Below are 25542 nucleotides of genomic sequence, written 5' to 3'. Positions count from 1 at the left end.
GTACACCCCCGGCCCCCGCGGTCCCGCCGGCGCCCCGGCCCCCCGATCGCCACCCCCCGGGCGGACTTGACGGGGGTTCCGACCCGGGCGCGGGGGGAGTTGTGAGAGCGTGCAGGGCGTGAGAGAGACACCGACGAACACCCTGCAGTACCGGCTCGACGGGCCAGAGGACGCACCCGCCCTGATCCTCGGTCCCTCACTGGGCACCACCTGGCACATGTGGGACCGACAGATCGCCGAACTGTCCTCGCGCTGGCGCCTGATCCGCTTCGACCTGCCCGGGCACGGGGGCGCTCCCGCCCAGCCCGCCGACTCCGTCGCGGAACTCGCCGAACGGCTCCTCGCCACCCTCGACACCCTGGGCGTGCAGCGCTTCGGCTACGCCGGCTGCTCCGTCGGCGGCGCCATCGGCATCGAACTCGCCCTGCGCCACCCCCACCGGGTGGCCTCCCTCGCGCTGGTCGCGGCCTCCCCCCGGTTCGGCACCGCCGACGAGTTCCGCCAGCGGGGTGTCGTCGTCCGCACCAACGGCCTGGACCCGGTCGCCCGCAGCGCCCCGGAGCGCTGGTTCACCTCCGCGTTCGCCGCCGCGCAGCCCGCCATCGTCGAGTGGGCCGTCCAGATGGTGCGCACCACCGACCCCGGCTGCTACATCGCCGCCTGCGAGGCGCTCGCCGCCTTCGACGTGCGGGGCGAACTCTCCCGTGTGGGCGTCCCCACCCTGGTCCTGGTCGGCTCGGAGGACCGGGTCACCGGTCCCGCAGAGGCGCGGACCCTGGTGGCCGGGATACCCGACGCCCGCCTCGCGCTGGTGCCGGGCGCCTCGCACCTCGCCCCGGTGGAACAGCCCTCCGCCGTCACCGACCTGCTGGCCCACCACTTCGGCACCGCCTGGCAGGACACGCTCACCGCCATCCCCGTACCGGTGGCAGGCACGCCCGCGCCGACGGCCGCGCACGCCGTCCCGGCCGCCCCCGCCGCGGACGCCCCGGCACCCGAGCCCGCCCCGGCGGCGGCCGAGCAGCCCGTCGCCGTCCCCGTGGACACCCGGCCCGACCCCCACGAGCTCGGCACCAAGCTCCGCCGCGAGGTCCTGGGCGACGCCCATGTCGACGACGCCGCCGCCTCCGCCGACGACTTCACCGCGGACTTCCAGGACCTGGTCACCCGGTACGCCTGGGGCGAGGTCTGGTCCCGCGGGGGCCTGGACCGCCGCACCCGCAGCTGCGTCACCCTCACCGCGCTCCTCGCGGGCGGCCACCACGAGGAACTCGCCGTCCACACCCGGGCGGCACTGCGCAACGGGCTGACGCCCGCCGAGATCCGCGAGGTCTTCCTCCAGGCCGCCGTGTACTGCGGGATGCCCGCCGCCAACGCGGCCTTCCGTGTCGCCCGGAACGTCATCCGGGAGGAGACCACGCACCGGGCGTAGCAGGATGGAGGGATGAGGATCGTCAAGAAGACCCACTCCTGCGTCCGGCTGGAGAAGGACGGACGGACACTCGTCATCGACCCCGGCGGCTTCAGCGAGCAGGACGCCGCCGCCGGGGCGGACGTCCTGCTCGTCACGCACGAGCACCCCGACCACTTCGACGAGGGACGGCTGCGGGCGGCCCTGGAGGCCGACCCCGCCGCCGGGCTGTGGACCCTGCGCAGCGTCGCCGAGCGGCTGTCACCGGCCTTCCCCGGGCGGGTCCGCACCGTCGGGCACGGCGACGCCTTCGAGGCGGCGGGGTTCCGGGTCCAGGTCCACGGCGAACTGCACGCGGTCATCCACCCCGACATCCCGCGCCTCACCAACGTGGGCTTCCTGGTGGACGGCGGGGTGTTCCACCCCGGTGACGCGCTGACCGTGCCCGAGGCGCCGGTCGACACCCTGCTGCTGCCCGTGCACGCGCCGTGGAACAAGATCTCCGAGGTGATCGACTACGTCCGCGAGGTCCGGCCCCGCTACGTGCTCGACGTCCACGACGCGCTCCTGACGGATCTCGCGCGGCCGATCTACGACCGCCAGATCGGCGAGCTCGGCGGCGCCGAGCACGGCCGCCTCGCTCCGGGCGCCTTCCTGGACCTGCCGGAGGACTCCGGGAACGCCTGACGCGACGGCCTGCGAGGCGGTCGGCGCACTCCTGACCCGGTGGCCCGGAGCCGCGCGGGGCGGCCGCCGAGGCCGCGGGAGTTCGATGCGCCCGGTGACCGCGACGGCCGGCAGGCACCGCCGCCCGGTCCGGGGGCACGGCAGGGGGCCGCGGACCCTCCGCCCCGCACCGGGCGCGGTTCCCCGTGCGGCCGCCGCGGAGCGCCACCGGGGCGTGTGGACGGCCCGACCGGGTGGGCGGCCGCCCCGGCGCCGGTGCGTCCGGCCCCACGGTGCGGCGCCGGCCCGACCCTGTGCCGGTGCCCCGTCAGGCGAGGCCCGCCCCGGCGCGACGCCCGGCCCCCGCACCCGCTGCGCCGTCGGAGCCGTCCACGTACGTTCCCGTCGGAGGACGCCCCTCCGCCGTGCGATCGCACGCACCGGACGCCGCGCACCCCGCCCCGCGGGCGGACGGCGCTCCGTGCCGGACACGCCCTAGGGGAAGAAGACGCCGCAGCGCAGCAGCACGTTCGCGTAGGGGGACGCCTCCCCGGTGCGTACGACGAGCCGCGCGCCGCCCGCCAGCCCCTTCAGCCTCTCGTGGGGCACGAGGCGGAGCCCGGGGAAGTACCCGTCCAGCAGCGCGGCCGCCGCCGGATTGGCCCGCCGTACCTCCGCCGCCGCGGTCGCGCCCTCCACCACCAGTTCGGCCAGCAGCCCGTCCAGCACCTCGGCGAAGGACGGCACCCCGGCCCGGAAGGCCAGGTCGACCACGCGCGGCCCGTCCGGGATCGGCATCCCGGCGTCGCACACCAGCACGCCGTCGCCGTGCCCCAGCTCCGCCAGCGCCCCGGCGAGATGGCGGTTGAGGATCCCGGCCCTCTTCACAGCGCGGCGACGTCCCCCGGCGTCGGGTACGACGCCTGCGCCCCCGCCTTCGTCACCGCCGCCGCCCCGACCCGGACCGCGTACGCCGCCGCGTCCGCGAGCGCGTCGCCCCTCCCCAGCCGCCACGCCAGTGCCGCCGTGAAGGCGTCGCCCGCGCCCGTGGTGTCGACGGCGTCCACCCGCACGGCGGGGACCAGGACCGCGCCCTGCGCCGACGCCACCCATGCGCCCTGCGCGCCCAGCGTCACGACCACCGAACGCGGCCCGCGCGCGAGCAGGGCCCGCGCCCAGCCGGCGGGCTCCTCGCCGCCCCGCTCGCCGCCGAGGATCACCCTCGCCTCGTGCTCGTTCACGATCAGCGGGTCGCACGCCCGGAGCACCTCCGGGGGCAGGGGGCGCGGCGGCGACGGATTGAGGACGAAGCGGGTGCCGGGCGCCAGGCCCCGCACCGCTTCCACCACCGTCTCCAGCGGGATCTCCAGCTGCGCCGACACCACCCGGGAGGCATGGAGGAGGCTCCCCGCCGCCCGCACGTCCCCGGGCGCGAGCTTCCCGTTCGCCCCCGGTGAGACGACGATGCTGTTGTCACCGGACGGGTCCACCGTGATCAGCGCGACACCGGTCGGCGCGCCGCCGACCAGCACGCCCGCCGTGTCGACCCCGGCCGCCTGCTGCGCGTCGAGCAGCAGCCGGCCGTACGCGTCGTCACCGACCCTGGCCAGCAGGGCCGTACGGGCTCCCAGCCGGGCGGCCGCGACGGCCTGGTTGGCGCCCTTCCCGCCCGGATGGACGTCCAGCTCGGAGCCGAGCACCGTCTCCCCGGGCCCGGGCCGCCGCTCGACCCCGACCACCAGGTCGGCGTTGGCCGACCCGATGACCAGGAGGTCGTAGTCGTACATCAGTGGTCTCCCTGCTCCCCGTCGTGGTGGGTGACCGGCGCCGAGGCGCCAGTCGTCTCGCGGACGTCGGAGGCTCAGCCTCCGAAGCCGGCCGCGTTCTCCTTGGTGACCACCTTCACCGGCACCTTCACCGTCGCACTCAGCTTCCCGCCGTCGGCGGCCCGCAGGGCGTTCTCCACGGCGATGCGGCCGAGTTCCCTCGGCTGCTGTGCCACCGAGGCGTACAGGGTCCCGTCCGCGACCGCCTGAAGCCCGTCCGGCGTACCGTCGAAGCCGACCACCTGGACCAAGGTTCCGGCCTTCGTGCCCAGGGCCCTGATCGCGCCGAGCGCCATCTCGTCGTTCTCGGCGAAGACGCCGTCGATGCCGGGGTGCGCCTGAAGGAGGTTCGACATCACGTCGAGGCCCTTCGTGCGGTCGAAGTCGGCCGGCTGCCGGGCGACCACCGTGATGCCCGGGTAGGCCTTCAGCCCTTCGGCGAAGCCCGCGCCGCGCTCCCGGCTGGCGGAGGTACCGGCCTGGCCCTGCAGGACGACGATCGTCCCCCTGCCGCCGAGCCTCTCGGCGAGCGCCCGTGCGCCCAGCACGCCGCCCTCGACGTTGTCGGAGGCGACCAGAGCGGCCGTCTCGGCCTTGTTGACGCCCCGGTCGACGCCCACGACCGGGATCCCGGCCTCGTTGGCGGCCCGTACCGCCGGACCTGCCGCGTCCGAGTCCACCGGGTTGACGACGATGGAGGCCAGGCCCTCACTGGTGAAGTTCTGCAGCTGGTTGGCCTGCCGCGAGGCGTCGTTCTGTGCGTCGGTGACGGTGAGGTCGACCCCGCGCTCCCGCGCCTCGGCCTCCGCGCCCGCCCGTATCTGGACGAAGAAGGGGTTGTTGAGCGTGGACAGCGACAGTCCGATCTTCCGCTGCGCGGCCGTCGACGAGCCGCCGTGCAGCAGGGAGGTCGCTCCCACGACCGCCACCGCGACCACGGCGGCGAGGAGGTACGTGCCCGCCCTCCTGCTCCTGCCGCCGCCCCCGCCGGCACCGACCGGGGTCGCCCCCGCCCTGCGGCGCACGGTGTCGAGCAGCACGGCCAGCGCGATCACCACACCGATGACCACCTGCTGCCAGAAGGCGGACACCGACAGGAGGTTGAGGCCGTTGCGCAGCACCGCCAGGATCAGCGCACCGATCAGCGTCCCGGACGCCTTGCCGGTGCCGCCCGCGAGCGAGGCACCGCCGATGACGACGGCCGCGATGGCGTCCAGCTCGTAGCCCTGGGCGGCCTGCGGCTGGGCGGAGGACAGGCGGGAGGCGAGGACGATGCCCGCGGCGGCGGCGAACAGCCCGGACAGCGCGTAGATGGCGATCTTCTGCTTCTTCACCCGCAGACCCGACAGCCGGGACGCCTCCTCGTTCCCGCCGATCGCGTACATCGACCGCCCGATGTACGTGCGCCCCAGCACGAAGGCCGTGATCAGCCCCATGACGGCCATCACCAGCACGGGCACCGGCAGCCAGCCGCCGAGTGTGTCGCCGAGGTGGGAGACGGACTCCGGAAGGGCGATCGGGGAGCCCTGCGAGACGACCAGCGACAGCCCGCGTGCCACGGACAGCATGGCGAGTGTCGCGATGAACGGCGGGAGTTTGCCGTAGGAGACGAGGAAGCCGTTGACCACGCCGCAGACCGTGCCGGTCGCGACGGCGAGGACCACGGCCAGCGCCACCGGTACGCCCGCGTCGGTGGCGCTCCAGGCGAGGACGGTCGCGGAGAGCGCGGCGACCGAGCCGACCGACAGGTCGATGCCCGCGGCGACGATGACGAAGGTGACGCCGAAGGCGAGGATCGCGGTGACAGCCGCCTGGACGCCGATGTTGAGCAGGTTGTCCGTGGTGAGGAAGTCGCCGGACAGCGCCGACAGCGCGATGACGAGGACGATGAGCGCGGTGAGCGCCCCGTTGTCGAGCAGCAGCCGGCGCAGTCCTGCGGCGCCGCCCGCGCCCGCGGAGCTCCTGATGGTGTCACTGGCCACGGGTGGCCTCCGTTTCCGTGGTAAGGGGGTTGCTGACGGCGAGGGCCATCACCGCGTCCTGGGTCGCCTCGCCGGCCGGGAGTTCGCCGGCGATCCGCCCGTGGGCCATCACCAGCACCCGGTCGCTCATGCCGAGCACCTCGGGCAGGTCGCTGGAGATCATCAGGACGGCGGCGCCGGCGGCGGTCAGTTCGTTGATCAGCTGGTAGATCTCGACCTTGGCGCCGACGTCGATCCCGCGCGTCGGCTCGTCGAGGATCAGCACCCTGGCGTCGGCGAGCAGCCACTTGCCGATGACGACCTTCTGCTGGTTGCCGCCGGAGAGGGTCCGCACCTGCTGCCCGAGCCCGGCCATCCGCACGCCGAGTCGCCCCGCGATCCGCTCGGCGGCCTCCCGCTGGCGCCTGAGGTCGACGAGCCCCGCGCGGGTGGCGCCCCGCAGGGTGACCAGCCCGAGGTTGTCCTGGACGGAGGCGTCGAGCACCAGCCCCTGCCCCTTGCGGTCCTCGGGCACCAGGCCGATCCCGGCGGCCATGGCGGCGTTGACGTCATGGCGCCTCACCGAGGCGCCCCCGGCCCGCACGCTCCCGCTGTCGTAGGGGTCGGCTCCGAAGACGGCCCGTGCGACCTCCGTGCGGCCGGCCCCGACGAGCCCGGCGATCCCCACCACCTCGCCGGCCCGCACCTCGAAGCCCACGTCGTGGAAGACCCCGTCCCGCGTGAGCCCCTCGACGGTCAGCAGCGCGGCCCCGGCATCGCCCCGCTCCCGCGGGTACTGCTGCTCGATGGACCGCCCCACCATGAGGCGTACGAGGTCGTCCTCACCGGTGGAGGCGGGCACCTGCCCGACGGTCCTCCCGTCGCGGATGACGGTCACCCGGTCCCCGAGGGCGGCGATCTCCTCCAGGTGGTGCGTGATGAACACCACCCCGACACCGTCCGCCCGCAGCTGCCGCACGATGGCGAACAGCTTCTCGACCTCCCCGGTGGTCAGGACGGCGGTCGGCTCGTCCATGACGAGCACGCGCGTGTCGTGGCTGAGGGCCTTGGCGATCTCGACCATCTGCATCCGGGCGATGCCCAGTTCACGCACCGGCGTGCGCGGGGACACGTCCACGCCGACGCGCGCGAGCAGGTCCCCGGCGTCCGCCTCCATCCGCTTCCGGTCGACCATCCCGAACCGCCGGGGCTGCCGCCCGAGGTAGATGTTCTCGGCGACGGACAGATCGGGAACGAGGTTGAACTCCTGGTGGATGGTGGCGATCCCGAGCCGCTCGGAGTCGTGCGCACCGTCGATGCGCACCTCCTCACCGTCCACCAGGATCCGCCCGGCGTCGGGCGTGTGGGCGCCGGAGAGCATCTTGATGAGCGTGCTCTTGCCGGCCCCGTTCTCGCCGAGCAGCACATGCACCTCGCCCCGGCGCAGGGCGAAGTCGACGCCGTCGAGCGCGACCACGCCGGGAAAGGTCTTGCGGATGCCCTCGATACGCAGCAACTCGTCCGGGTCGCTCACGGCGTACTCCTCGGTGCGGGGGACAGGGGCGGCAGGGGCGAGGGGGGCTCGCCGCACGAGCGGCGCACGACGAGACGGGCGGGGAGGGTGACGGACTCGCCGGGCCGACCCTCGATCCGGGCGACCAGCGCGCGTACGGCGGCGCGCCCCAGCTCGCCCGTGGGCTGGGCGATGGCGGTGATCGGCGGGTCGGTGTGGACGAACCACCGGATGTCGTCGAAGGCGGCGAGTGCGATGTCGTCGGGCACCCGCATCCCCCGCGCCCGCACGGCGTCCAGGGCGCCGAGGGCCATCAGGTTGTCCGCCGCGAAGACGACCTCGGGAGGTTCGGGCAGGTCGAGCAGCCCCTCGGTGACCCGGCGCCCGCTCTCGGCCTGGAAGTCGCCTTGGCCCACGTAGGCGTCGGGGAGTGCGAGACCGTACGCGCCGAGCGCCTCCCTGAAGGCGTCCACGCGCTCCCGCCCGGTCGTCGTGGCGGCGGGTCCCGCGATGATCGCGAGCCGCCGGTGCCCGAGGCCGCGCAGATGCGCCACCAGGTCCCGCACCGCCGCCCGCCCGTCCGCCCGCACCACGGGGACGTCCACGCCCGGGATCCACCGGTCCACGAACACCATCGGCGTTCCCGCGCGCGCGGCGTCCAGCATCAGCGGCGAGCCGCCGTCGGTGGGGGAGACGAGCAGGCCGTCGATACGGCGGTCCAGCAGGTTGCGCACATGGTGGTCCTGGAGGTCGGGCCGCTCGTCGGCGTTCCCGATGATCACGCTGTAGCCGAGCGCGCGGGCCTCCTCCTCGACGGAGCGGGCCAGCTCGGTGAAGTACGGGTTGAGCACGTCGCTGATGACCAGGCCGAGCGTGTGGGTCTGGTCGGTGCGCAGGGAACGGGCGACGGCGTTCGGGCGGTAGCCGAGGGTCTCGACGGCGGCCAGCACTCGTGTGCGGGCGTCCGCGCTGACCGAAGGATGGTCGTTCAGGACACGCGAGACCGTGGCGGCGGAGACGCCCGCCTCGGCGGCGACGTCCTTGATACTCGCCATCGCTGGTCCACCTCTCTGTCGGACAAGCAGGGGAAGCTCGGTGCTGGAATCGATTACACGGGGTGTGCAGGGACGATTGGAATCGATTACACGGGTGATCGGCAAGGGCCCGTGCGCGACGAGACCGGATCGTGACCGGGCCGTCCGGGTCCCGGGGGAGGGCCGCCGGGAGGTCCGTCGGTCCGCGCGCGGCCGGCCGCGGGGGCTTCCCGTCCGCTCCGGCGGGTCGGGCGCCGGTGCGGGCCGCGGCGGGTTCCCGGACTCCTCCGGGAGGCCCGGCGGCGCCCCACCGGGGGCCGGGCGGCCGCGGCCGCGCTGTCCTACGCCGCCGCTAGGCTGACGGCATGCGCATCGCCACATGGAACGTCAACTCGATCACCGCCCGGCTCCCGCGGCTGCTGGCCTGGCTGGAGGGCAGCGGCACCGACGTGCTGTGCATCCAGGAGACCAAGTGCACCGAGGAGCAGTTCCCCGCCGAGGCGCTGCGGGAGCTCGGGTACGAGTCCGCCGTCCATGCGACCGGCCGCTGGAACGGCGTGGCCGTGGTCTCCCGGCTCGGCCTCGACGACGTGGTCAGGGGGCTCCCGGGAGGGCCGGAGTACGAGGGTGTGCAGGAGCCCCGCGCCGTCGCGGCCACCTGCGGTCCGGTGCGGGTGTGGTCGGTGTACGTGCCCAACGGCCGTGAGGTGGCGCACGACCACTACGACTACAAGCTCCGGTGGCTCCAGGCGCTCTCCGGCGCCGTGGCGGGCGACGCCGCGGGTGGGCGCCCCTTCGCCGTCATGGGCGACTACAACATCGCGCCCACCGACGAGGACGTGTGGGACCTCGCTGCCTTCGAGGGGCTCACCCACGTGACCGAGCCCGAGCGCGCCGCCCTCGCGGCGCTGCGCGGGCAGGGGCTGTCCGACGTGGTGCCGCGCCCCCTGAAGTACGACCGCCCCTTCACCTACTGGGACTACCGCCAGCTGTGCTTCCCCAAGAACCGGGGCATGCGCATCGACCTCGTCTACGGCAACGCCGCCTTCGCCGGGGCCGTGGGGGACGCCTACGTGGACCGTGAGGAGCGCAAGGGCAAGGGGGCGTCCGACCACGCACCGGTCGTTGTGGACCTGGACATCTAGCGTTCGCCCTGCCGTGCCGTGCCGTGCATCCTCCGGCCGGGGTGGGACGCTGGAGGGCATGAACATCCCTTTCCTGGACAACTGGCTCCGGCGCCATTCCGGCGGGCAGGAGCAGCAGGAGCCCGGTGGCGGCCACGGCGCGGCGCGGGAGCGGGACCCCGAGCGCGCCGCGGCCGTCACCGAGCTGCTGTCGGAGTGCGAGCTGCTGCGCGCCCGGGCCGCCCGGGCGGGGATCGAACTGGACGACACCCCGGCCTCGTTGGCCGCCCTCGACCAGGTGCCGCCCCGCTGGCGCGACGACCCCGAGGAGCTTCCCTGGCTCGGCAACGACGCGGGCCTCTACCTCGGCACCGTGATCGTCCGGACCGTGCCCGGCGCCTACTGGCACATCTGGCCCGGTGGGCAGCCGGTGGTGCGCCTGGCCTCGGGCCGGGAGATCCGCGTCGTCGACTCGGGACTCGACTGGGCGGTCACCGGGGCCCCCGAGCTGTCCCAGGTCTACGCCGAGGCCGCGGAGGCGTAGCCCGGGCCGAGGCGGGCCCCGGCCCGTGTGGCGCGGCCCCGCGCCCGCCGCCCTCGCCCCGTGCCCGCCGCCCTCGCCCCGTGCACCGCGCCCGTCCCCGGTGCGACTTCTCGACTAGTACGGCTTATCCGGTCCTTATGCGTGTCGCCATGAAGTGCCCCATCCGGGTGGGTAGTTTCCCATCGCGGCGGAACAGCCGCCGCGCGCTCCGACCGACACCGAGACAGCGACCAGGGGGAGGGCATCGGATGGCCGGTGAGCCGTTGATCGAGCCGCGCCGCGTCGACGGGCACGCCGGCCCGTTGCCCGCACCCCGGGTCGTGGACCCGGCCGTCGAGCCCCGCACGGCTCGCGCCGAGGTGCCGCCGCCGCGGCCCGCGGGACGTCCCAGGACCGCAGCGGGCGCCGGTACGGGCATGGTCCTGCCGCGTCTCAACTCCCCGGCGCGCGAGCCCGGGCCCGCCGCCACCGTCCCGGAGCGCGCCCCGGGGCCGCGGCGGGCCCGGGGCCGAAGCAGACAGGAGGCCGAACGACGGGCCCGCGAACCGCTCGGGCGGCTCGGACCCGCCGACCGGGCCGCGACGTTGCCGGCGATGCGGACCGGGGTCCGGTGGCAGCGCGTCGCGTTCGCCCGCCCGCCGGCAGCGGACCCGGGGGCCGTGCTCCCCGGCGAGCCGACCCCCGCCCCCGCGAGGACCGGAGAGGCGGCCGAGGCGGCACGGGGCCGCGGCCGCGCGGGTGCGGCCGCGACCGCCTCCCGCGAGCGGGGGTCCGCCCGCCCGGCGTTCTGCACGGCGGCCGGGACGGACCGGCCCCCGGACGCCCCCTCCGGCGCCCGGGGGAAGGGCGGGGCCGCGGGCCTCCTGTCGAAGACCGTCAAGCGCTGAGGGGGCGCGTCCGCGATGCGAACAAGGGCTCGCCTCCCCTGGGCGCCCGACGCACGCCCGATCTGGACTACGCTGTGTCGTTCAGCCCCGTGGTGATGGGGCGGCCGCCCCCCGCCACCGGGCGCGGGGGACGGAGGGGGCAGCGGCTCAAGGGGCATCGCCCTTCCCTGCCCGGAGCAGGGGCCGGTGGCAGCCGGTGATCACTCCCCGCGGGGAGAAGGTCAGCTGCCCACCGGGCGGGTCGTGCTCGACGCCGAGCGGTGCCCCGCCGCCGTTGTGCGGCGGCGGGGGCACCGCTCCCCTCGGCTCCCCGTACCCGCGGTGACGGTCCGTCGCCCGCGACCCGGCGGTCCCCCCGGGCGCTCCGCGACCCCCGGCCGCGCAGGGTGCCCGGACGGTGGGAACGCCCGAGGGCCGCAGCCGCCCCGCACACCGCTCCGTATGCCGCCCGCCGCCCCGCGCGTCAGGACGAGGCCGCGCGCTGCTGGGTCCGCGGGCCGGGGAGGGGTGCCTGCGCCGCACGGGACACGTCGGCCACCACCTCCACCACATCGGGCCCGTACGCACGGGAGTTGACCACCTTGAGCAGCAGCGCGAAGGAGCCGCCGCCGTGCTTGCGGGCCAGCTTCTCGTGATGGCGTGACAGATAGCGGGTCGCGGCCTGGTTGGTGATCGCCCGCTGCCCGCAGAAGAGGAACACCGGGCGCGTGTCCTGACCCGTCGTCAACCTCGCCAGCAGCACGTACTCGCAGACACCCGGATCCATGCGGTAGTGGTCCGGGCCGATCTGGAACGAGCCCTGCTCCGGGCCGGGTTCCGCGTCCGTGTTGATCCGCACCCCGGGCAGCAGCGACGACAGGTGGGCGGAGGTGCGGCGGTTGGAGACCGGTCCGCCGACGCAGAACTCCGTGCGCTCGCCGAAGCCCTGCTGGGCCGCGTCGTGCCACACCACCTGCGGATGCGCCCCGCACTCCCGGACCAGCGCCGACAGCTCCATCAGCGCGAAGACGTCGAAGCGGTGCACCGAGCCGTCGCGGCCGGCCTCGCGGTTGACGACGAGCAGGCACTCCGACCCCTCCGGCATGCCGAAGAAGACCCGCCTGCGCCGCAGCCGACGGCGCCAGAGCTGCGTCCGGGCGAGCCAGCCGATCGCTGCGCACAGGCCCGCCGTTGCCACGCCGAGCACGATGTCGCGTATCTCGTCACTCATGGGCGCGCATGGTAGCGGCATCGGCCCCGGGCTGTCCGAGGCGGTCCTGTCGCCGGGCGCCGGAGCGGGGTTACGCTGCGCCGACGTCCGCACACGGGAGGTAGGCATGCGTCGCAGTGCCGTTCGGAAGGTCGCGGTACCCGCCCTGGTGGCGGCGGCCCTGGCGGTCGGGGCCGCCGGTCCGCCCACGGCCGCCACCCCGGCCCCTGCGCCCCCCGCTCCGGCCCCCGTCAAGACCCCGGTGGCCGCGGGGTACGGCGGAGCCGTCGCCAGCGTGGACGCCGACGCCTCCGCCGTGGGGATCGAGGTGCTCCGCCGCGGCGGCAACGCCGTCGACGCGGCGGTGGCGACGGCCGCCGCGCTGGGCGTCACCGAGCCCTACTCCGCGGGCGTCGGCGGGGGCGGGTACCTCGTCTACTACGACGCCGCCTCGCGCAGGGTGCACACGGTCGACGGCCGGGAGACCGCACCGCGGTCCGCGGACGCCGCGCTGTTCGTCGAGGACGGTGCGCCCATCCCGTTCGCGGAGGGCGTCACCTCCGGGCTCGCCGTCGGCACACCCGGCACCGCGGCGACCTGGGAGACGGCGCTGGACGCCTGGGGCACCCGGCCGCTGCGGAGCCTGCTGGCACCCGCGGAGCGCCTGGCCGAGCGGGGGTTCACCGTCGACGCGACCTTCCGGGCGCAGACCGAGGCCAACCGGGAGCGCTTCGCCGACTTCCCGGCCAGCGCGGCCCTGTTCCTCCCCGGCGGCCGGTCGCCCGCCGTCGGTTCCGTCTTCCGCAACCCCGATCTCGCGCGCACCTACCGCGAGTTGGGGCGCCGGGGCGCCGGGGCGCTGTACCGGGGCCCGATCGCCGACGACATCGTGCGCACGGTCCGGCGTCCGCCCGTCGCCGAGGGCGCCGACCGGGTCGTCCGGCCCGGCGACCTGACCCGCGGCGACCTTCGGGCCTACCGCACCGTCCTGCGGGCCCCGACCAAGGTCTCCTACCGGGGTCTGGAGGTGTACGGCATGGCCCCCTCCTCGTCCGGTGGAACCACGGTCGGCGAGGCCCTGAACATCCTGGAGCGCTGGGACCTGTCCCGGGCCACCGAGGCCGACTACCTCCACCGCCTGATCGAGGCCAGCAGGATCGCGTTCGCCGACCGCGGCCGCTGGGTCGGGGACCCCGCCTTCGAGGATGTCCCCACCCGCGGACTGCTCTCCCGGGGCTTCGCCGACTCCCGGGCCTGCCTCGTCCGCGACGACGCCGTCCTGGCCAGCCCGCTCGCGGCGGGCGACCCGCGCGACCCGGCCCGCTGCGCCGGTGGTGGCCGGGCGGTGCCGACCACCTACGAGGGCGAGAGCACCACCCATCTGACGACCGCCGACCGGTGGGGCAACGTCGTCTCGTACACGCTGACCATCGAGCAGACCGGTGGCAGCGCGATCACCGTCCCCGGCCGGGGCTTCCTGCTCAACAACGAGCTGACCGACTTCTCCTTCGCCCCGGCTGACCCGCTGGTCCACGACCCCAACCTGCCCGGTCCGGGCAAGCGGCCGCGCTCCTCCATGGCGCCCACGGTGGTCCTGGACCGGCACGGCGCCCCGGTACTGGCCCTGGGGTCGCCGGGCGGGTCGACCATCATCACCACCGTCCTGCAGACGCTCACCAACCACCTCGACCGCGGCATGCCGCTCGTCGAGGCGATCGCCGCACCGCGCGCCAGCCAGCGCAACCGGAGCGCGACCGATCTGGAGCCCGGACTGTGGGACGGGCGAACGCGCGGTGAGCTGGAGGCCCTGGGGCACCGCTTCCAGCCGAACCCCGAGCTCGGCGCGGTGACCGGCGTCCAGCGCCTGGGCGGCGGCCGCTGGCTGGCCGCGGCGGAGACGGAGCGCCGGGGCGGCGGGGCGGCACGGGTGGTGCGCCCGGTGCGCTGAGGCCCGCGGCCCGCGGCAGGCCGCCGCGGCCTCCGCCCCGGGCGGGTGCGGGGCGCGGGGTAACCCGTCCGGCGGGTGCGGGGGAGCCGGTTCGCGGCCGGGCGGGTAGGGAGCCTGTCGACAGAAAGGCTCTCCTGTGCACAAGCGAAAAACCGTCCTGGCCGCGGCCGCCGGATCCGTGCTCATCGGCAGCCTCGCCCTGCCCGCCGCGGCGCAGCCCGTCGCGGTGCCGCCCCGGGGCCCGCTCGCGGAGCGCGCGGCCGGGGCCGGCGGGGGCCCGTCCGCCTCCGTCTCCCGTCCGGCCCCGGTCCGGCAGACGCCCGCGGCCCTGCCGCCCCCGGCCCCCGCGCCGGACGCGGCCGACCGTTCCGGCGCCGGGGCCGGGGAACCCTCCGCGGACTCCCGGGCGGGTTCGGCGCCCGCGGTGGACGCCGAGGCGCTGCGCGCCGCGGTCAGCGCCTGCCACCGCATCTCGCACGGTGCCTACCGCACCGACCGGGGCGCCCCCGCCGACGTCCCGGTGTGCGGACGCGACGGCGTCGTGCACTGGACCGCGGACCTCGACATCGACTGCGACGGGATCCGCACCGCGCACTGCCATCCGGGCTCCGACCCCTACTTCCAGCCCGCCACGGCCTTCACGCAGTCCGACGGGCGCTACCTCAACTCCGAGGAGCTTCCGTTCGTGGTGGTGCCCGCCCCCGGCCCGCGCTGGAACTACTGGGCCTCCGGCATCCGCGGCGGCACCGTCGCGGCCGTGGTCCACGAGGACCGGGTGGTCTACGGCGTCGTGGGCGACACCGGGCCCGCGGACACCATCGGGGAGGCCTCCTACGCGGCCGCCGAGGCCCTCGGCATCGACCCGCACCCGCTGCGGGGCGGCGCCGCGTCCGGCGTCACCTACATCCTCTTCCCCGGCACCCGGGCCGAGCCCATCGAGAACCGCGCCGCGGCCACCGCGCTGGGTGAGGCGCTCGCCCGTGAGCTGGTCGCGGGGACCCTCGGCGCCGGTACCCCGTCCTGACGCCGCCGCGGCCCGCCTCCCGTCAGGGGCCCCGGCACGCAGGGGCCCGACCGGGGGTGCCGGCCCGGCGGGTCCCGGCGTCCAGTGGCGCGCTCACCGCTCGCGCGTGCCGGGGCCGAGGCGGAAGAGGTAGGCGGCCGCCGGGTGGGTGTAGGCGACGCCTCTGCCCGCGGCGCGGAGCCGTTCCCGGCCGGGGTGGGGCGGGCGTTTGGGCCGCAGGTAGCGGTCGAGGCCGTCGGTGGTGAGGTGGTGGCGGCCCGCGCGGTGCCGCAGGACGGCGGTGAGCCGGTAGCGGGGGTCGAGGTGGGCGAGCCCCGCGTCGGCGTGGCTGTTGTTGGCCAGGAGCCAGCCTCCCGGGCGCAGGCAGCGGGTGGCGTGTTCGGAGACGGGCCCCGCGTACAGGGAGATCACCAGGTCCCACGCGGCCTCGGGCAGTTCCGCGAGGGTGCGCGTGTAGTCGCCGGGCACGAAGGCGATACGGGGGCGCTCGGCGTACTCCCTGTGCCGGGCGGCGAGCGTGGTGGCCCCGGGGCCGTCGAAGGCCCTGCGGGCGCGGGCGTCGGCGTCGAGGTAGGTGACGTCGGGCCAGACCGAGGAGGGGGCGAGGTCGAGGTAGCTGCCGGGGTAGAGGACACGGCGCGCTCCGGTGTGGGAGGCGACGGCCCGGTAGAGGGTGGTGCGATCGCCGATGCGGTCGCCGTAGGCGGTGAAGTCCTGCTCGGGCACGGAGGCCTCCGGTGGCGGTGTCGGGGCCGTCAGGCCAGGTGGGCGAAGTGGATGGCGTCGGCGGCGACGCTTCCTGCGGTGACGGCGGGGACGGCTCCCTGCTCCCAGCTCCTGCCCGTCAGGTCGCCGGCGGCGTAGAGGCCGGGGATGCTGGTGCGGCGGTCGTCGTCCACGCTCACGTGGCCGTCGCCCAGGGCGAGGCCGTGCTCCGCGGCCAGGCGTTCGACGAGCGGCACCTGCCGCTGGGGCTGGGGCCACAGCAGGGTCTGGCGCCTGAGGAGGGTGCCGTCGGCCAGCTCCACGGCGTGGAGGTCGCCGTCGGTGTGGTGCAGACGGGTGATCTCGCCCTGGACGAGGTCGCTGCCCTGCTCCCGCAGACTCCGGCGCAGGTCGTCCGCGCCGGGCAGCGCGGGCGGGGCCAGGGCGATGGTGTCGCCGGTCCAGGCGCGGAAGGCGGTGGCCGCCATGGCGAGGTAGCCCGGTTCGTCGGCTACCAGGGCCCAGGTGCGGTCGGCGTTCTCCTCGCCCACGCAGAACGGGCAGTGGATCACCGTGCGGCCCCAGCACGCGGCGAACCCCTCCACGTCCGGGTACCGGTCGATCACGCCGGTCGCCAGGACCACGTTGCGGGCCCAGGCGGTGCTGCCGTCGTCCGCGCGCACGGTGAAGCCGTCACCGCCCAGCGGGACGATCTCGGCGACCGTGGCGTCGAGCCGCCGGGCCAGTCCGTAGCGGTCCAGCTCCTCCCAGGCGCGGGCGCGCAGCTCGTCGGGGGTGGCGCCTTCCAGGCCGATCAGGCCGTGGACTCCGCGGGAGGCGGCGTTGCGCGGCGGGGCGGGGGACTCCACGACCAGGGTGCGGCGGCGGTAGCGGGTCAGGGCCAGCGCGGCGGTCAGGCCGGCGGGCCCGCCGCCGACGATCACGGTGTCGTACTGGGCTGAGGGATTCACGGGGTGCCTCCGAAGGGATGTGGTGCGCAAGGGATGCGGCGCAATGGAATGACCGGCGGTCATACTACTGACCAACGGTCATTCGCTTGCCCGCATTCCCCGGGGTATGTGAGCCGCGACACAGGGCCCGGCCGCCGCCGGGCCCTCGCGTCCGCCGGTCGCCCCGCACCGGGGAGCGCGGCGCCCGCACCGGCCGGGGAAGGCCGCCGCCGGCCCCGCAGCGGCGATGGGCCTCCCGCCGATGCCGCCCGGGCGGCGACCCGCGGCCACCGGGCGCGGCACTCCGGGTGGAGGGGCGTGGCCCTCGCCCTCGCCCGCCGGCCGCATGGCACCCTGGGAACCCCCGACCGACCGCCGGTCAGTCGTCCGACGCCACAGGAGGGACCGTGCCCGCGGACCAGTCCGCCCCCGCCCAGCCCATCGGCCGCTTCCAGCCCCCGGACGTACGGCGCCGCCAGATCCTCGACGCCACGGCCGCCCTGCTCCTGGCCGACGGCTACGAGGCCCTGACGATCAGCAGGGTCGCCGCCCGCGCCGGGGTCGCCAAGGGAACGGTCTACCTCTACTTCGACTCCAAGCAGGCGCTCCTGGCGGCCCTCCAGGCCCAGATGTGGGACCGCATGCTCCAGCAGCCCGCCGCCCTTCTGGAGCAGCCTGGGCTGACCTGGACCGAACGCCTCGACGGTCTCGTCGCCGTCTGGATCGCCGCCGAGCAGGACCACCACGAGCTCTACCACCAGCTCTTCCACGAACCCGGCGGCGCGGGCGCCGAGGAGCCGCTGGCGGCCGCCCGCGACCTGCTCGTCACCCTCCTCGTGCAGGGCCACGAGGCGGGCGAGTTCGACGTCCCCGACCCCGAGCTCACCGCGGACTTCCTCACCCACGGCTACACCGGCCCCTGCCACCACGCCAGGACCGACGGCGATGTCACCGCCGCCGTGCAGGCCCTCTTCCGCCGCGTCGTCGCCGCCCGCCCGCCGGAGCGGCCGCACTGAACTCCCGGGCGGCGACCGGAGGGCCGGTTCGAAACCCCGCGGGTGGCCCGGAACGGCCGGTGGGGATCGCGCCAGGGCTGAGGGGAGCCGTCCGCTCCGGCCTCGCGGAGGGCCCCCGCGGTCAGGTGCGATGGGCCCGCCGCCGGGGCCCCCAAAGCGGAATGCGCCATGGTCACGTACTGCGAGAAGATGACAACAGTGCGATATAGGCGCTGAGTTGTGGCTCAAGTGTTCCCCGTGCGACGGGTGGATCGCTAGTTTCCGGTCATCATCGTTCGCACCGGGAAGGATCGCTGTGCCCATACGCAGCCGAAGAGCCGTGGCCACCCTGGCCGCCGCCGCCCTCGCCACCCCGCTCCTGCTGGCCTCCGCACCCTCCGCCTCCGCCCACCGGGACGGGGCCCACAGGGACGCGGCACGGCTGTCGAGGGCGCTCGTCGGGGCCGCCTCCGCGGAGGGTGCGCACCGGCACCTGGAGCGCTTACAGGCGATAGCCGACTCCACCGGTGGCCACCGCGTCGCCGGATCGCTGGGCCACGACGCCTCCGCCGCCTACGTCTACAGCCGTCTGAAGAAGGCCGGGTACCGGGTCTCCTACCAGAGCTTCGAGTTCGTCTACACCGAGACCCTGGCCGAGCGCCTCGCCACCGTCGCGCCCGCACCGCACGACGTCGAGATCAAGGCGATGACGTACACGACGTCGACCCCCGTCGGCGGGGTCGCCGCCGAACTCGCCGCCGTCCCCGTGGACGCCGACGGCACCACGGGCTGCGAACCCGGGGACTACGCCGGGGGCGCGTTCACCGGAAGGGTCGCGCTGATCAAGCGCGGGGGCTGCGCCTTCGCCACCAAGCAGCAGCGGGCCGCCGACGCGGGCGCGATCGGCGCCGTGATCTACAACAACATCGACACCGGCTACGGCCCCCTGTCGGGAACCCTGAGCGACCCGTCCGCCGCCAGGATCCCCACCGGCGGCATCTCCCTGGCCGACGGCGAGCGGCTCGCCGCCGAGGCCGCCCGGGGGCCGGTGGCCCTGCGCTTCGAGATCCGGCAGCTCCAGGAGAAGCGCCTCACCCGCAACGTGCTGGCCGAGACCGCCCGCGGCGACGCCGCCCGCACGGTCATGCTCGGTGCGCACCTGGACTCGGTGAAGGCGGGTCCCGGGATCAACGACAACGGATCCGGGTCCGCGGCCCTGCTCGACGTGGCGCTGACGTTCGCGCAGAAGGAGAAGCACCCCCGCAACAAGGTGCGCTTCGCCTGGTGGTCGGCCGAGGAGTTCGGCCTCGTGGGCTCCCACCACTACGTCGGCGCCCTCGCACCGCGGCAGCGGCAGGAGATCCGGCTCTACCTCGACTTCAGCACCATCGCCTCGCCCAACTACGGGCTGTTCGTCCTCGACGGCGACGGCTCCGACGGCGCCAACACGACCCCCGGGCCCGAGGGGTCGGCCCAGCTGGAGCGGGACATCGCCTCCTTCCTCGACCGGCGGGGCCTGCCGCACGCGGGCACCCCGTTCGTGAGCCGCTCCGACTACACCGCGTTCGTCAACGCGGGCATCCCGGCGGGCGGTACCTTCGCCGGGGCGGAGGCCGTCAAGACCGAAGCCGAGGCGGCCCTGTTCGGGGGCACGGCCGGAGCCGCCTTCCACCCCGACTACCACGGGCCGGGCGACACCATCGGGAACATCAGCATGCGGGCGCTCGACGTCAACACCGACGTCATCGCCAACGCGGTGGGCACCTACGCCCACGACCTGGGTGCGCTCGGGGACTCCGCTCCGCCCGCCGCCCGCCGCGGCGCGGCGGGGGCCGCGGACGCCTCCCGGGGCGCGCGGGGTCCGCAGGCGGCCGAGTAGCGCGGGGGCGGCGGCGCCGCGGGGCTGCCGGGCCCGGACCGGTGCCGGGCGCCGCGGCTCCGCCGCGCCACCGGGAGCGTCCGGCGGATCCCGCCCGGCGCGCGGCGCCCGGCAGGCACCCCGCCCTGCGGGCGGGCAGTGCCGTTCGCCGGACGCCCAGGGCCTGTTGCGACAGTGCATGCCCGCGCCGGCTGCCGCCCCGGCGCGGGCCGCAATCCGCTGTCAGTCCGGGCCCCCGCTCCAGTCGAAGTGGAAGTGCTTGCTCGACTTCCCCGAGCGGTTCCAGGAGAAGCCGTAAGCGTCGGCGTTGTCGGTAGTGGCCCGCCCCCAGGTGGCCACCTGGCCCGGACCGACCTCGGAGCCCGGTGCGTTGAGGACCTGTACCCGTGCCCCTTCCGGGGTGGTCGGTCCCGTCAGTGCCTCTGCGCTGGCCGATACCCGACCGGGGATCTCCGCGTGCCAGGTGGCCAGGTCGTCGTCGACCTCGACGCGGACGGGGGCGAACTCCACGCCCCGCATCTCGGGGCCGAACATCTCGCCGAACTCCGCGGGCCATCCGCCCACCTCGCCGCCGAAGATGCTCTGCAGCGCCGCGCGCTGCCGGTCGTCGGCGCGGTCGTCGAAGAACACCGCGGCATACGGGTCGGTGTGCGAGCGGGTCCAGGGATTGCCCACGAAGGAGCCCAGCATCACCACGTTGAGACCGTCGAGACGTACGTCGCCGAAGTTGCCCTCCTGGATGTGCCAGGCCAGCACGCCTTCGCAGTCGCCGTAGGTGGGGGGCTGTGCGAACGTGCAGGGGCACGGGATAGCGCACTTGCACACATCGAACCAGTCGCCGGCCAGGTGCCAGCGCGCATCGGTAGCGACCTGCTCTGTCATGTCGGTTCCCTCCCGTCGAGCCCAGGAGAACTCGCCTGGAGTGGCGAAGCCGTTCGTCCCGAGCCGCTCCCGGGATCGCAAGCGGCCTCCCTTTCCATGGTGCGCCCCATCGGGCCGGGAAGCGAGCGGCTACCCCGGCGGCTCGGACATGTGCTCGGGCATGGAGAGGCCGGGAAGCAGCGCGTCCTGGAAGGGGGCGAGAACGGCCAGGCACAGAAAGGCGATGCCGACCGCCCAGGTGAGCCACGGGCCCCACCGCCACAGCTTCTCCAAGAAGATCACCGCAGCCAGTCCCGCCATGGCCGCCACGTTCATCGCGCCGAGCGGGACAAGGACGATCATCAGGCCCCAGCAGCAGCCCACGCAGTAGAGCCCGTGGTGGGCGCCCACGCGCAGATCCCGGGCCCACGGCCGGAAGCGCGCGTACCGGGCCAGGTGCGCCAAGGGATTCCGGCAGTGAAGCAGGCACACGCGCTTCAGTGGCCCGATCTGATAGAGCCCCGCAAGCAGGAATACGGTGGCGCCCAGCCAGCGCCCTGCATCGGGATGGTCGTCCACCAGGCTCCCCGTCGCCGCCAGTGCCGCGTACGCGACCAGGCCGAATGCCGCCCAGGAGAGCAGATAGCCCGCGGTGAACTGGGTGATGCGCGCGGCGCGGGCGGCGCCGGCCGACTGCCGGCCGATCGCCCGCGCCCAGGCGATCGCCACCGGCGCCACCGAAGGAAACATCATCGCCACCATCATGATCACCCAGAGGAGCAGGAAGAGCGGCAGTGCCATCCCCATCGTTCCCGGCTCCATGCTCATGTCGCGGGACTGGGCCACCGTGAGAACCCATGCCAGCCCGGCAAGAAGGGTCATGAGGATCCACGCGACAGCCACATCGCGCCGCGGCAGGAGGCCGCCGGGCTGTGCCGGCGCGGGCGTCGTGATGCGGATGCGCAGCATGGCCTTCCTCCTTCCAGGTGTCCCGTCCCCGCCTCCTGCCACCATCGTCACCCTGGCCGCCTGTGCCCGCTTCTCAGCTGGGCTCTGTTGTGCAGGTGCTGGTCACAGTGACTCGTTGATGGCTGCGACGAGCACTGTCGCTTCGTAGCGGACGGCGAGTTCGTCGTGCCGAGTGTCGACGGCCCGGTGGCGCTTGAGCCGGTTGATCCCGCACTCGACCGCGTGTCGCCGCTTGTAGTCGTCCTTGTCGAACGTCGGCGGCCGCCCGCCACGCGATCCGCTGAGGCGGTTACGGGCCCGGCCCGCCGGAACCGGGCCAGTGCCCTTGATCCCGCGTCTGCGCAGGTAGGAGCGATTGCCGCGGGAGTCGTACGCCTTTTCTGCCCGCACCCCGCCGGGCGCTTGCGCGGCTGCCCCGGCGGCATGCCGATGGGCTCGGCAGACGGTGGAGTCGACGTTGACGTCCCAGGTGATCAGGCCCTTCGCGTGCGCGCCGAACAGCGGAGGTCCCCGAAAGTCCCTGCCGGATCCTGACTCTCTGCCAGGCCCTGGACCTCGTCCAACAGCTCATCGGCACCTGGACAGGCACCTGCCCGCCTGCCGGCAACCCGTCCCATGGCAGCCCTGCGACACCACCCCACGAAGCACCACTAGGGAAGCGTCAGGATCCGCGGCCCGTCCTCGGTGATCGCCACCGTGTGCTCGGCGTGGGCGGCCCGGCTCCCGTCGCCGGTGCGCACCGTCCAGCCGTCGCGCGCGGTGTAGTGGCCGTCCCGGCCGCCCCCGAGCACCATCGGCTCGATGGCGAGCACCATGCCGTGCCGCAGGCGCACCCCGCGACCCGGGCGTCCCTCGTTGGGGACGCCCGGGTCCTCGTGCATGCGGCGGCCGATGCCGTGGCCGCCGAGGCCGTCCGGGAGGCCGTAGCCCGCCTCGCGGCACACCCGCCCCACGGCGTGGGCGATGTCCCCGATCCGGTTGCCGACCACGGCCGCCGCGATGCCCGCGGCCAGCGCGTCCTCCGCCGTGCGGATCAGCCGGACGTCGGCGGCGCGCGGGCGGCCGACGGTGAAGGTGACGGCGGCGTCCCCCGCCCACCCGTGGAGCAGGGCGCCGCAGTCGACGCTCACGACGTCACCGTCGCGCAGCTTCTCGTCCGTCGGGATGCCGTGCACCACGGCGTCGTTGACGGAGGTGCAGACCACGGCGGGGAAGGGCACCGGCGCCCAGTCGGGGTGGTAGCCGAGGAAGGGTGAGCCGGCCCCGGCGTCGCCGAGGACCTTCCGGGCGGCGCGGTCCAGTTCCCGCAGGGTCACTCCGGGGGCGGCGGCCGCCCGGGCGGCCGCCAGTGCGTGGGCCACCACACGGCCCGATGCGCGCATCGCGTCGAGGGACGCATCCGTCTTGAGCTCGATCATGCCAATTACTATACCGGTCTACCGGTATGAGAATACCGCTCGGGCTCCGGAGGGGGTGGGGTCGGGGTGGGATTAGAATAACGGCATGGTCCGCACCCCCCTCACCCCCGAAGAGCGCGAACGCGGCGAGCGGCTCGGCCGCCTGCTGCGGGAGGCGCGAGCCGGCCGCAGTATGGCGGAGGTGGCCGCCGTGGCCGGGATCTCCGCCGAGACCCTGCGCAAGATCGAGACGGGGCGCGCCCCCACCCCGGCCTTCTTCACCGTCGCGGCCCTCGCCGGCGCGCTCGGGCTCTCCCTGGACGCGCTGGTGGTGCACTGCGCCCTGGTCCCGGCGGGCTGACGGCGCACCGGGCGCCCCCGGGGCGTAGTGTCGGCGGGCATGAACGCAGCAGACAGCTTCGCCGGGGCCCGCTACGTCAGCCTCACCACCTACCGCAAGGACGGGACGCCCGTGGCGACCCCCGTCTGGTTCGCCGTCGAGGGCGGCGAGCTCTTCGTGTGGACGCGCACCGACTCCTGGAAGGTCAAGCGGCTGCGCAGGGACGGCCGTGTGGTGGTCACCGTGTGCGATGCGCGCGGCAACGTCGCCGGGGGCGCGGTGAGCGCCGAAGGGACGGGCCGCCTGCTCGACGAGGCCGGTACCCGCGCCGTGCGCAGGCTGCTCTCCCGGAAGTACACCTGGCAGTTCTGGGCCATCGACTGGCCGGCAACCGTCGTCCGCCTCGGCAAGCGGCCTCATACGGGCATCGCGGTCACCTTCTGAAAACGCTGTGTAGCAGTGCCGTAACACGACTGCGGTCGAATGGCCTCCCGGTTGGACCTCACCAACGGGCAGGATGGCGATGACGGTGCATCAACTGCCGGTCGAGGCCGGGGCGTTCGCGCGATACCTGGCGGACCTCACCGGCCGGATCGACCGCACGGACGGCTGGTACGCGATCTTCCGCCGACGGGACCCCGACGGCCTGCGCGCCTGCCTGGACGGAACCGAGATACCGCCCTGGGACGTGGTCGAGTCGCTTCTGCACGACCTGGCGGCGGCAGCGGGAGCCGTCTACGCGGGACGCGAGTCCGCGCGGGCCCGCGCCCTCCACGCCGCCGCGGCCGCCGCACACGACCGGCTGCCGGGCGGGGCCGGGGCGCTCCAGGAGCGGCTGGAGCTGATGCTCCGCGAGGAACTCCATGCCAAGGGGCGTGCCGAGGAGCTGCTGAGGCTCCTCGCGGGTGTACCGGAGCGGGGCCCCGAGGCGGAGCGGCTCTCCCACGAGCTGGCGTGGACCCGCGACGACCACGCCCGGGCGATGGCCCGGATCGCCGAGCTCTCCGCGCGGCTGGCGCGGGTGAACGCGGCCGGCGTGGAGGCCCGTGGCCGCCCGCCGGGGCCGGGCGGCCACGGTGCTCCGCCCGGGGCCCCGGGCGGAGCCGGTCCGCTCCCCGGCGACCTGCCCGAGGGGGCGCCGCGAACGGCGCCCGCCGCGGATGCCGCGCCCCCCGCCCCGCCCGGCCCGTGCCCGCCGGAGGCTGCCGCTCCCGGGCCCGAGTGGTTCGGGGGTGCGCAGGCCCCCCGGGTGCCCGCGCCGCGATCCCCCGGCGGGCTCCCGCGGGCGGCGGCCGTCCCGTCCCGGCCCGGCCGGACGGGGACCCCGGCCGGGCGGGCCGAGGAGGACGCCGCCTCCCGGGAACCGGGCGCCGCCCCGTTCCCCGCGGGTGGCCCCGGCCCCGCCGACGGTCCGGACCCGGCCGTCTCCCCGGACCCGCCCGCCTCCCCGCCGCCCGTCGACGCCCCGGCGCGCCGACCCCGCGGGCACCGGAGCGGGCGCCGCCGGGGCGGTGCACGGTTCGCAGGAATCGAGGACGACGCGGCCGAGGCCCCCGCGCTGCCGGTCCTCCCCGTCCCGCAGCTCCCCGATGCGGCCGACACTCCCCGCGGGGCACGCTTCGGTGGTGCCGCCGCCGATGCGGCGCCGCCGGAACCCGCCCCGCCGCCCGTGCCCCCCGGTGCCGCCGCCGCCGCACTGGAGGCCGCCGCCGACCTGAGGCGGCTGCGCGCCGAGGGGCGCGGCGGCGAGGCGCACGTCGTGCTCTGCGAGGCCGCGGCCCGCCCCGTGGACTGGCTGCCCCCGCTCGCCGCCGCGCTGGACCGCGCCGGACTCGCCGCCGACCGCTCCACGCTGCTGTGGGAGGTGGCCTCCCAGCCCGCGGACCGGGTCGCGGCAGCCGCCGAGCTCCTGGACGCCTCGGGGCGCGGCGAGGACGCCCGGCAGCTCCTGCGCCAGGGCGTGGCCCGCCCGGCCGCCGAGATCGCCGAGGCGGCGCTGGCGCTGGAGGACCGCGGGCAGGGCCCGCGTGCCGATGCCCTGCTCGCCGTCTACGTCGAGGTCCGCGGTGCCGCGGAGTCCGCGGCGGTCGCCGGGCGGGACCCCGGAAGACTGGTGCCGCGGCTGCTCCGTGCGGCCCGGGCCGTCTCCGCCTCCCGCGAGCGGGACCTCGTCCATGCCCTGCGGGTCGCCGGTCTCGCCGGCTGAGCGTCCCCGGCGGGCTGTCCGGGAGGCGTGTTCCGGGGTGCCGGATCCGGCCGTTCCCCAGCGTCGGCCGCGTCGCCCGCCGGACGCTCCCCGCCGCCGGGCGACCGTTTCGG

The 25542-nt window shown here is 75.4% G+C and carries 24 protein-coding genes; 12 read left to right on the top strand and 12 right to left on the bottom strand.

Annotated elements, in window-relative coordinates; genetic code table 11:
- Nucleotides 1–118 precede the first annotated feature (118 nt).
- Both NPS70_RS00890 and NPS70_RS00885 read left to right on the top strand, forming a co-directional pair.
- Entirely contained in the window at nucleotides 119–1432 is a 1314-nt protein-coding gene (locus NPS70_RS00890) for an alpha/beta fold hydrolase (RefSeq protein ID WP_256521570.1), read from the top strand.
- Between the two features lie 12 nt (nucleotides 1433–1444).
- Nucleotides 1445–2098 (top strand): MBL fold metallo-hydrolase, encoded by a 654-nt coding sequence (locus tag NPS70_RS00885; protein ID WP_256521569.1) that lies wholly within the window; start codon nucleotides 1445–1447, stop codon nucleotides 2096–2098.
- A gap of 474 nt (nucleotides 2099–2572) precedes the next feature.
- Here the strand turns inward: NPS70_RS00885 and rbsD are convergent, their stop codons facing one another.
- From rbsD to NPS70_RS00860, 5 genes are all read right to left on the bottom strand, one after another.
- Entirely contained in the window at nucleotides 2573–2965 is a 393-nt protein-coding gene (gene rbsD, locus NPS70_RS00880; RefSeq protein ID WP_256521568.1) for a D-ribose pyranase, read from the bottom strand.
- On the bottom strand, nucleotides 2962–3864 hold the full coding sequence (locus NPS70_RS00875) for a ribokinase (protein WP_256521565.1): 903 nt from the start codon (nucleotides 3862–3864) through the stop codon (nucleotides 2962–2964). The genes rbsD and NPS70_RS00875 overlap by 4 nt, the downstream gene beginning before the upstream one ends.
- A gap of 74 nt (nucleotides 3865–3938) precedes the next feature.
- Nucleotides 3939–5885: a substrate-binding domain-containing protein gene (locus NPS70_RS00870; protein WP_256521563.1), complete on the bottom strand. Its 1947-nt coding sequence runs from the start codon at nucleotides 5883–5885 to the stop codon at nucleotides 3939–3941.
- Nucleotides 5875–7398, bottom strand: coding sequence for a sugar ABC transporter ATP-binding protein (locus NPS70_RS00865; protein ID WP_256521561.1), 1524 nt, complete (start codon nucleotides 7396–7398; stop codon nucleotides 5875–5877). Before NPS70_RS00865 ends, NPS70_RS00870 begins: the two co-directional genes overlap by 11 nt.
- Nucleotides 7395–8432, bottom strand: coding sequence for a LacI family DNA-binding transcriptional regulator (locus NPS70_RS00860; RefSeq protein WP_256521560.1), 1038 nt, complete (start codon nucleotides 8430–8432; stop codon nucleotides 7395–7397). Before NPS70_RS00860 ends, NPS70_RS00865 begins: the two co-directional genes overlap by 4 nt.
- A gap of 344 nt (nucleotides 8433–8776) precedes the next feature.
- Here NPS70_RS00860 and NPS70_RS00855 point away from each other — a divergent pair, with 344 nt between their 5' ends.
- The 3 genes from NPS70_RS00855 to NPS70_RS00845 all read left to right on the top strand — a co-directional run bounded on the left by NPS70_RS00855 (nucleotide 8777) and on the right by NPS70_RS00845 (nucleotide 10966).
- Nucleotides 8777–9556 carry an exodeoxyribonuclease III gene (locus NPS70_RS00855; protein ID WP_256521559.1) on the top strand — a complete coding sequence of 260 codons (780 nt, stop codon included), beginning with the start codon at nucleotides 8777–8779 and terminating at the stop codon, nucleotides 9554–9556.
- A gap of 58 nt (nucleotides 9557–9614) precedes the next feature.
- Nucleotides 9615–10079, top strand: coding sequence for a DUF6278 family protein (locus NPS70_RS00850; RefSeq protein WP_256521558.1), 465 nt, complete (start codon nucleotides 9615–9617; stop codon nucleotides 10077–10079).
- Nucleotides 10080–10672: 593 nt separating this feature from the next.
- Nucleotides 10673–10966 carry a hypothetical protein gene (locus tag NPS70_RS00845; protein WP_256521557.1) on the top strand — a complete coding sequence of 98 codons (294 nt, stop codon included), beginning with the start codon at nucleotides 10673–10675 and terminating at the stop codon, nucleotides 10964–10966.
- 463 nt (nucleotides 10967–11429) lie between these two features.
- On the opposite strand, the gene NPS70_RS00840 is transcribed toward NPS70_RS00845, so the two are convergent.
- Nucleotides 11430–12176 carry a hypothetical protein gene (locus NPS70_RS00840; RefSeq protein ID WP_256521551.1) on the bottom strand — a complete coding sequence of 249 codons (747 nt, stop codon included), beginning with the start codon at nucleotides 12174–12176 and terminating at the stop codon, nucleotides 11430–11432.
- A 106-nt stretch (nucleotides 12177–12282) separates the two neighbouring features.
- Between NPS70_RS00840 and ggt the strand changes: the two genes are divergently transcribed.
- Nucleotides 12283–14103, top strand: coding sequence for a gamma-glutamyltransferase (gene ggt / locus NPS70_RS00835; RefSeq protein ID WP_256521550.1), 1821 nt, complete (start codon nucleotides 12283–12285; stop codon nucleotides 14101–14103).
- 136 nt (nucleotides 14104–14239) lie between these two features.
- Nucleotides 14240–15127, top strand: coding sequence for a glycoside hydrolase family 75 protein (locus NPS70_RS00830; protein WP_256521549.1), 888 nt, complete (start codon nucleotides 14240–14242; stop codon nucleotides 15125–15127).
- Between the two features lie 93 nt (nucleotides 15128–15220).
- Here the strand turns inward: NPS70_RS00830 and NPS70_RS00825 are convergent, their stop codons facing one another.
- On the bottom strand, nucleotides 15221–15853 hold the full coding sequence (locus NPS70_RS00825) for a hypothetical protein (protein ID WP_256521548.1): 633 nt from the start codon (nucleotides 15851–15853) through the stop codon (nucleotides 15221–15223).
- Between the two features lie 29 nt (nucleotides 15854–15882).
- Nucleotides 15883–16803 (bottom strand): NAD(P)/FAD-dependent oxidoreductase, encoded by a 921-nt coding sequence (locus tag NPS70_RS00820; protein WP_256521547.1) that lies wholly within the window; start codon nucleotides 16801–16803, stop codon nucleotides 15883–15885.
- 386 nt (nucleotides 16804–17189) lie between these two features.
- Here NPS70_RS00820 and NPS70_RS00815 point away from each other — a divergent pair, with 386 nt between their 5' ends.
- Both NPS70_RS00815 and NPS70_RS00810 read left to right on the top strand, forming a co-directional pair.
- Complete coding sequence (locus tag NPS70_RS00815) at nucleotides 17190–17798, top strand: TetR/AcrR family transcriptional regulator (protein ID WP_256521545.1); 609 nt, start codon at nucleotides 17190–17192, stop codon at nucleotides 17796–17798.
- Between the two features lie 295 nt (nucleotides 17799–18093).
- The gene (locus NPS70_RS00810) at nucleotides 18094–19656 is read left to right on the top strand and encodes a M28 family peptidase (protein ID WP_374211913.1); all 1563 of its coding nucleotides are present in this window, start codon (nucleotides 18094–18096) and stop codon (nucleotides 19654–19656) included.
- Between the two features lie 222 nt (nucleotides 19657–19878).
- Here NPS70_RS00810 and NPS70_RS00805 read toward each other — a convergent pair whose 3' ends face one another.
- From NPS70_RS00805 to map, 4 genes are all read right to left on the bottom strand, one after another.
- Nucleotides 19879–20538 (bottom strand): DUF1326 domain-containing protein, encoded by a 660-nt coding sequence (locus NPS70_RS00805; protein WP_256521544.1) that lies wholly within the window; start codon nucleotides 20536–20538, stop codon nucleotides 19879–19881.
- Between the two features lie 129 nt (nucleotides 20539–20667).
- Nucleotides 20668–21486, bottom strand: coding sequence for a DUF2182 domain-containing protein (locus NPS70_RS00800; protein ID WP_256521538.1), 819 nt, complete (start codon nucleotides 21484–21486; stop codon nucleotides 20668–20670).
- Nucleotides 21487–21588: 102 nt separating this feature from the next.
- Complete coding sequence (locus NPS70_RS00795) at nucleotides 21589–21876, bottom strand: transposase (RefSeq protein ID WP_256521537.1); 288 nt, start codon at nucleotides 21874–21876, stop codon at nucleotides 21589–21591.
- 260 nt (nucleotides 21877–22136) lie between these two features.
- Nucleotides 22137–22904, bottom strand: a complete 768-nt coding sequence (gene map, locus NPS70_RS00790) for a type I methionyl aminopeptidase (protein WP_256521536.1) — start codon at nucleotides 22902–22904, stop codon at nucleotides 22137–22139.
- A gap of 85 nt (nucleotides 22905–22989) precedes the next feature.
- Here map and NPS70_RS00785 point away from each other — a divergent pair, with 85 nt between their 5' ends.
- The 3 genes from NPS70_RS00785 to NPS70_RS00775 all read left to right on the top strand — a co-directional run bounded on the left by NPS70_RS00785 (nucleotide 22990) and on the right by NPS70_RS00775 (nucleotide 25429).
- A complete protein-coding gene (locus tag NPS70_RS00785) occupies nucleotides 22990–23244 on the top strand; it encodes a helix-turn-helix domain-containing protein (RefSeq protein ID WP_256521534.1) in 255 nt (84 codons plus the stop codon).
- 39 nt (nucleotides 23245–23283) lie between these two features.
- Nucleotides 23284–23667: a PPOX class F420-dependent oxidoreductase gene (locus tag NPS70_RS00780; RefSeq protein WP_256521533.1), complete on the top strand. Its 384-nt coding sequence runs from the start codon at nucleotides 23284–23286 to the stop codon at nucleotides 23665–23667.
- A 79-nt stretch (nucleotides 23668–23746) separates the two neighbouring features.
- Nucleotides 23747–25429 (top strand): hypothetical protein, encoded by a 1683-nt coding sequence (locus NPS70_RS00775; RefSeq protein ID WP_256521530.1) that lies wholly within the window; start codon nucleotides 23747–23749, stop codon nucleotides 25427–25429.
- Nucleotides 25430–25542: the final 113 nt, after the last annotated feature.

The sequence above is a fragment of the Streptomyces sp. C10-9-1 genome, assembly GCF_024497955.1.
Taxonomy (GTDB): domain Bacteria; phylum Actinomycetota; class Actinomycetes; order Streptomycetales; family Streptomycetaceae; genus Streptomyces; species Streptomyces sanyensis.
Note: the sequence above shows the minus strand (reverse complement) of the source record. Positions and strands in the feature narration are given on the sequence as shown.

Excerpts from the sequence above, each read along its gene's own strand:
- NPS70_RS00855 (WP_256521559.1), top strand. The coding sequence starts at position 8,777 with ATGCGCATCGCCACATGGAACGTCAACTCGATCACCGCCCGGCTCCCG.
- NPS70_RS00860 (WP_256521560.1), bottom strand. The coding sequence starts at position 8,432 with ATGGCGAGTATCAAGGACGTCGCCGCCGAGGCGGGCGTCTCCGCCGCC.
- NPS70_RS00775 (WP_256521530.1), top strand. The coding sequence starts at position 23,747 with ATGACGGTGCATCAACTGCCGGTCGAGGCCGGGGCGTTCGCGCGATAC.
- NPS70_RS00875 (WP_256521565.1), bottom strand. The coding sequence starts at position 3,864 with ATGTACGACTACGACCTCCTGGTCATCGGGTCGGCCAACGCCGACCTG.
- NPS70_RS00805 (WP_256521544.1), bottom strand. The coding sequence starts at position 20,538 with ATGACAGAGCAGGTCGCTACCGATGCGCGCTGGCACCTGGCCGGCGAC.
- NPS70_RS00845 (WP_256521557.1), top strand. The coding sequence starts at position 10,673 with ATGCGGACCGGGGTCCGGTGGCAGCGCGTCGCGTTCGCCCGCCCGCCG.
- ggt (WP_256521550.1), top strand. The coding sequence starts at position 12,283 with ATGCGTCGCAGTGCCGTTCGGAAGGTCGCGGTACCCGCCCTGGTGGCG.
- map (WP_256521536.1), bottom strand. The coding sequence starts at position 22,904 with ATGATCGAGCTCAAGACGGATGCGTCCCTCGACGCGATGCGCGCATCG.
- NPS70_RS00800 (WP_256521538.1), bottom strand. The coding sequence starts at position 21,486 with ATGCTGCGCATCCGCATCACGACGCCCGCGCCGGCACAGCCCGGCGGC.
- NPS70_RS00840 (WP_256521551.1), bottom strand. The coding sequence starts at position 12,176 with ATGAGTGACGAGATACGCGACATCGTGCTCGGCGTGGCAACGGCGGGC.
- NPS70_RS00785 (WP_256521534.1), top strand. The coding sequence starts at position 22,990 with ATGGTCCGCACCCCCCTCACCCCCGAAGAGCGCGAACGCGGCGAGCGG.
- NPS70_RS00780 (WP_256521533.1), top strand. The coding sequence starts at position 23,284 with ATGAACGCAGCAGACAGCTTCGCCGGGGCCCGCTACGTCAGCCTCACC.
- NPS70_RS00885 (WP_256521569.1), top strand. The coding sequence starts at position 1,445 with ATGAGGATCGTCAAGAAGACCCACTCCTGCGTCCGGCTGGAGAAGGAC.
- NPS70_RS00850 (WP_256521558.1), top strand. The coding sequence starts at position 9,615 with ATGAACATCCCTTTCCTGGACAACTGGCTCCGGCGCCATTCCGGCGGG.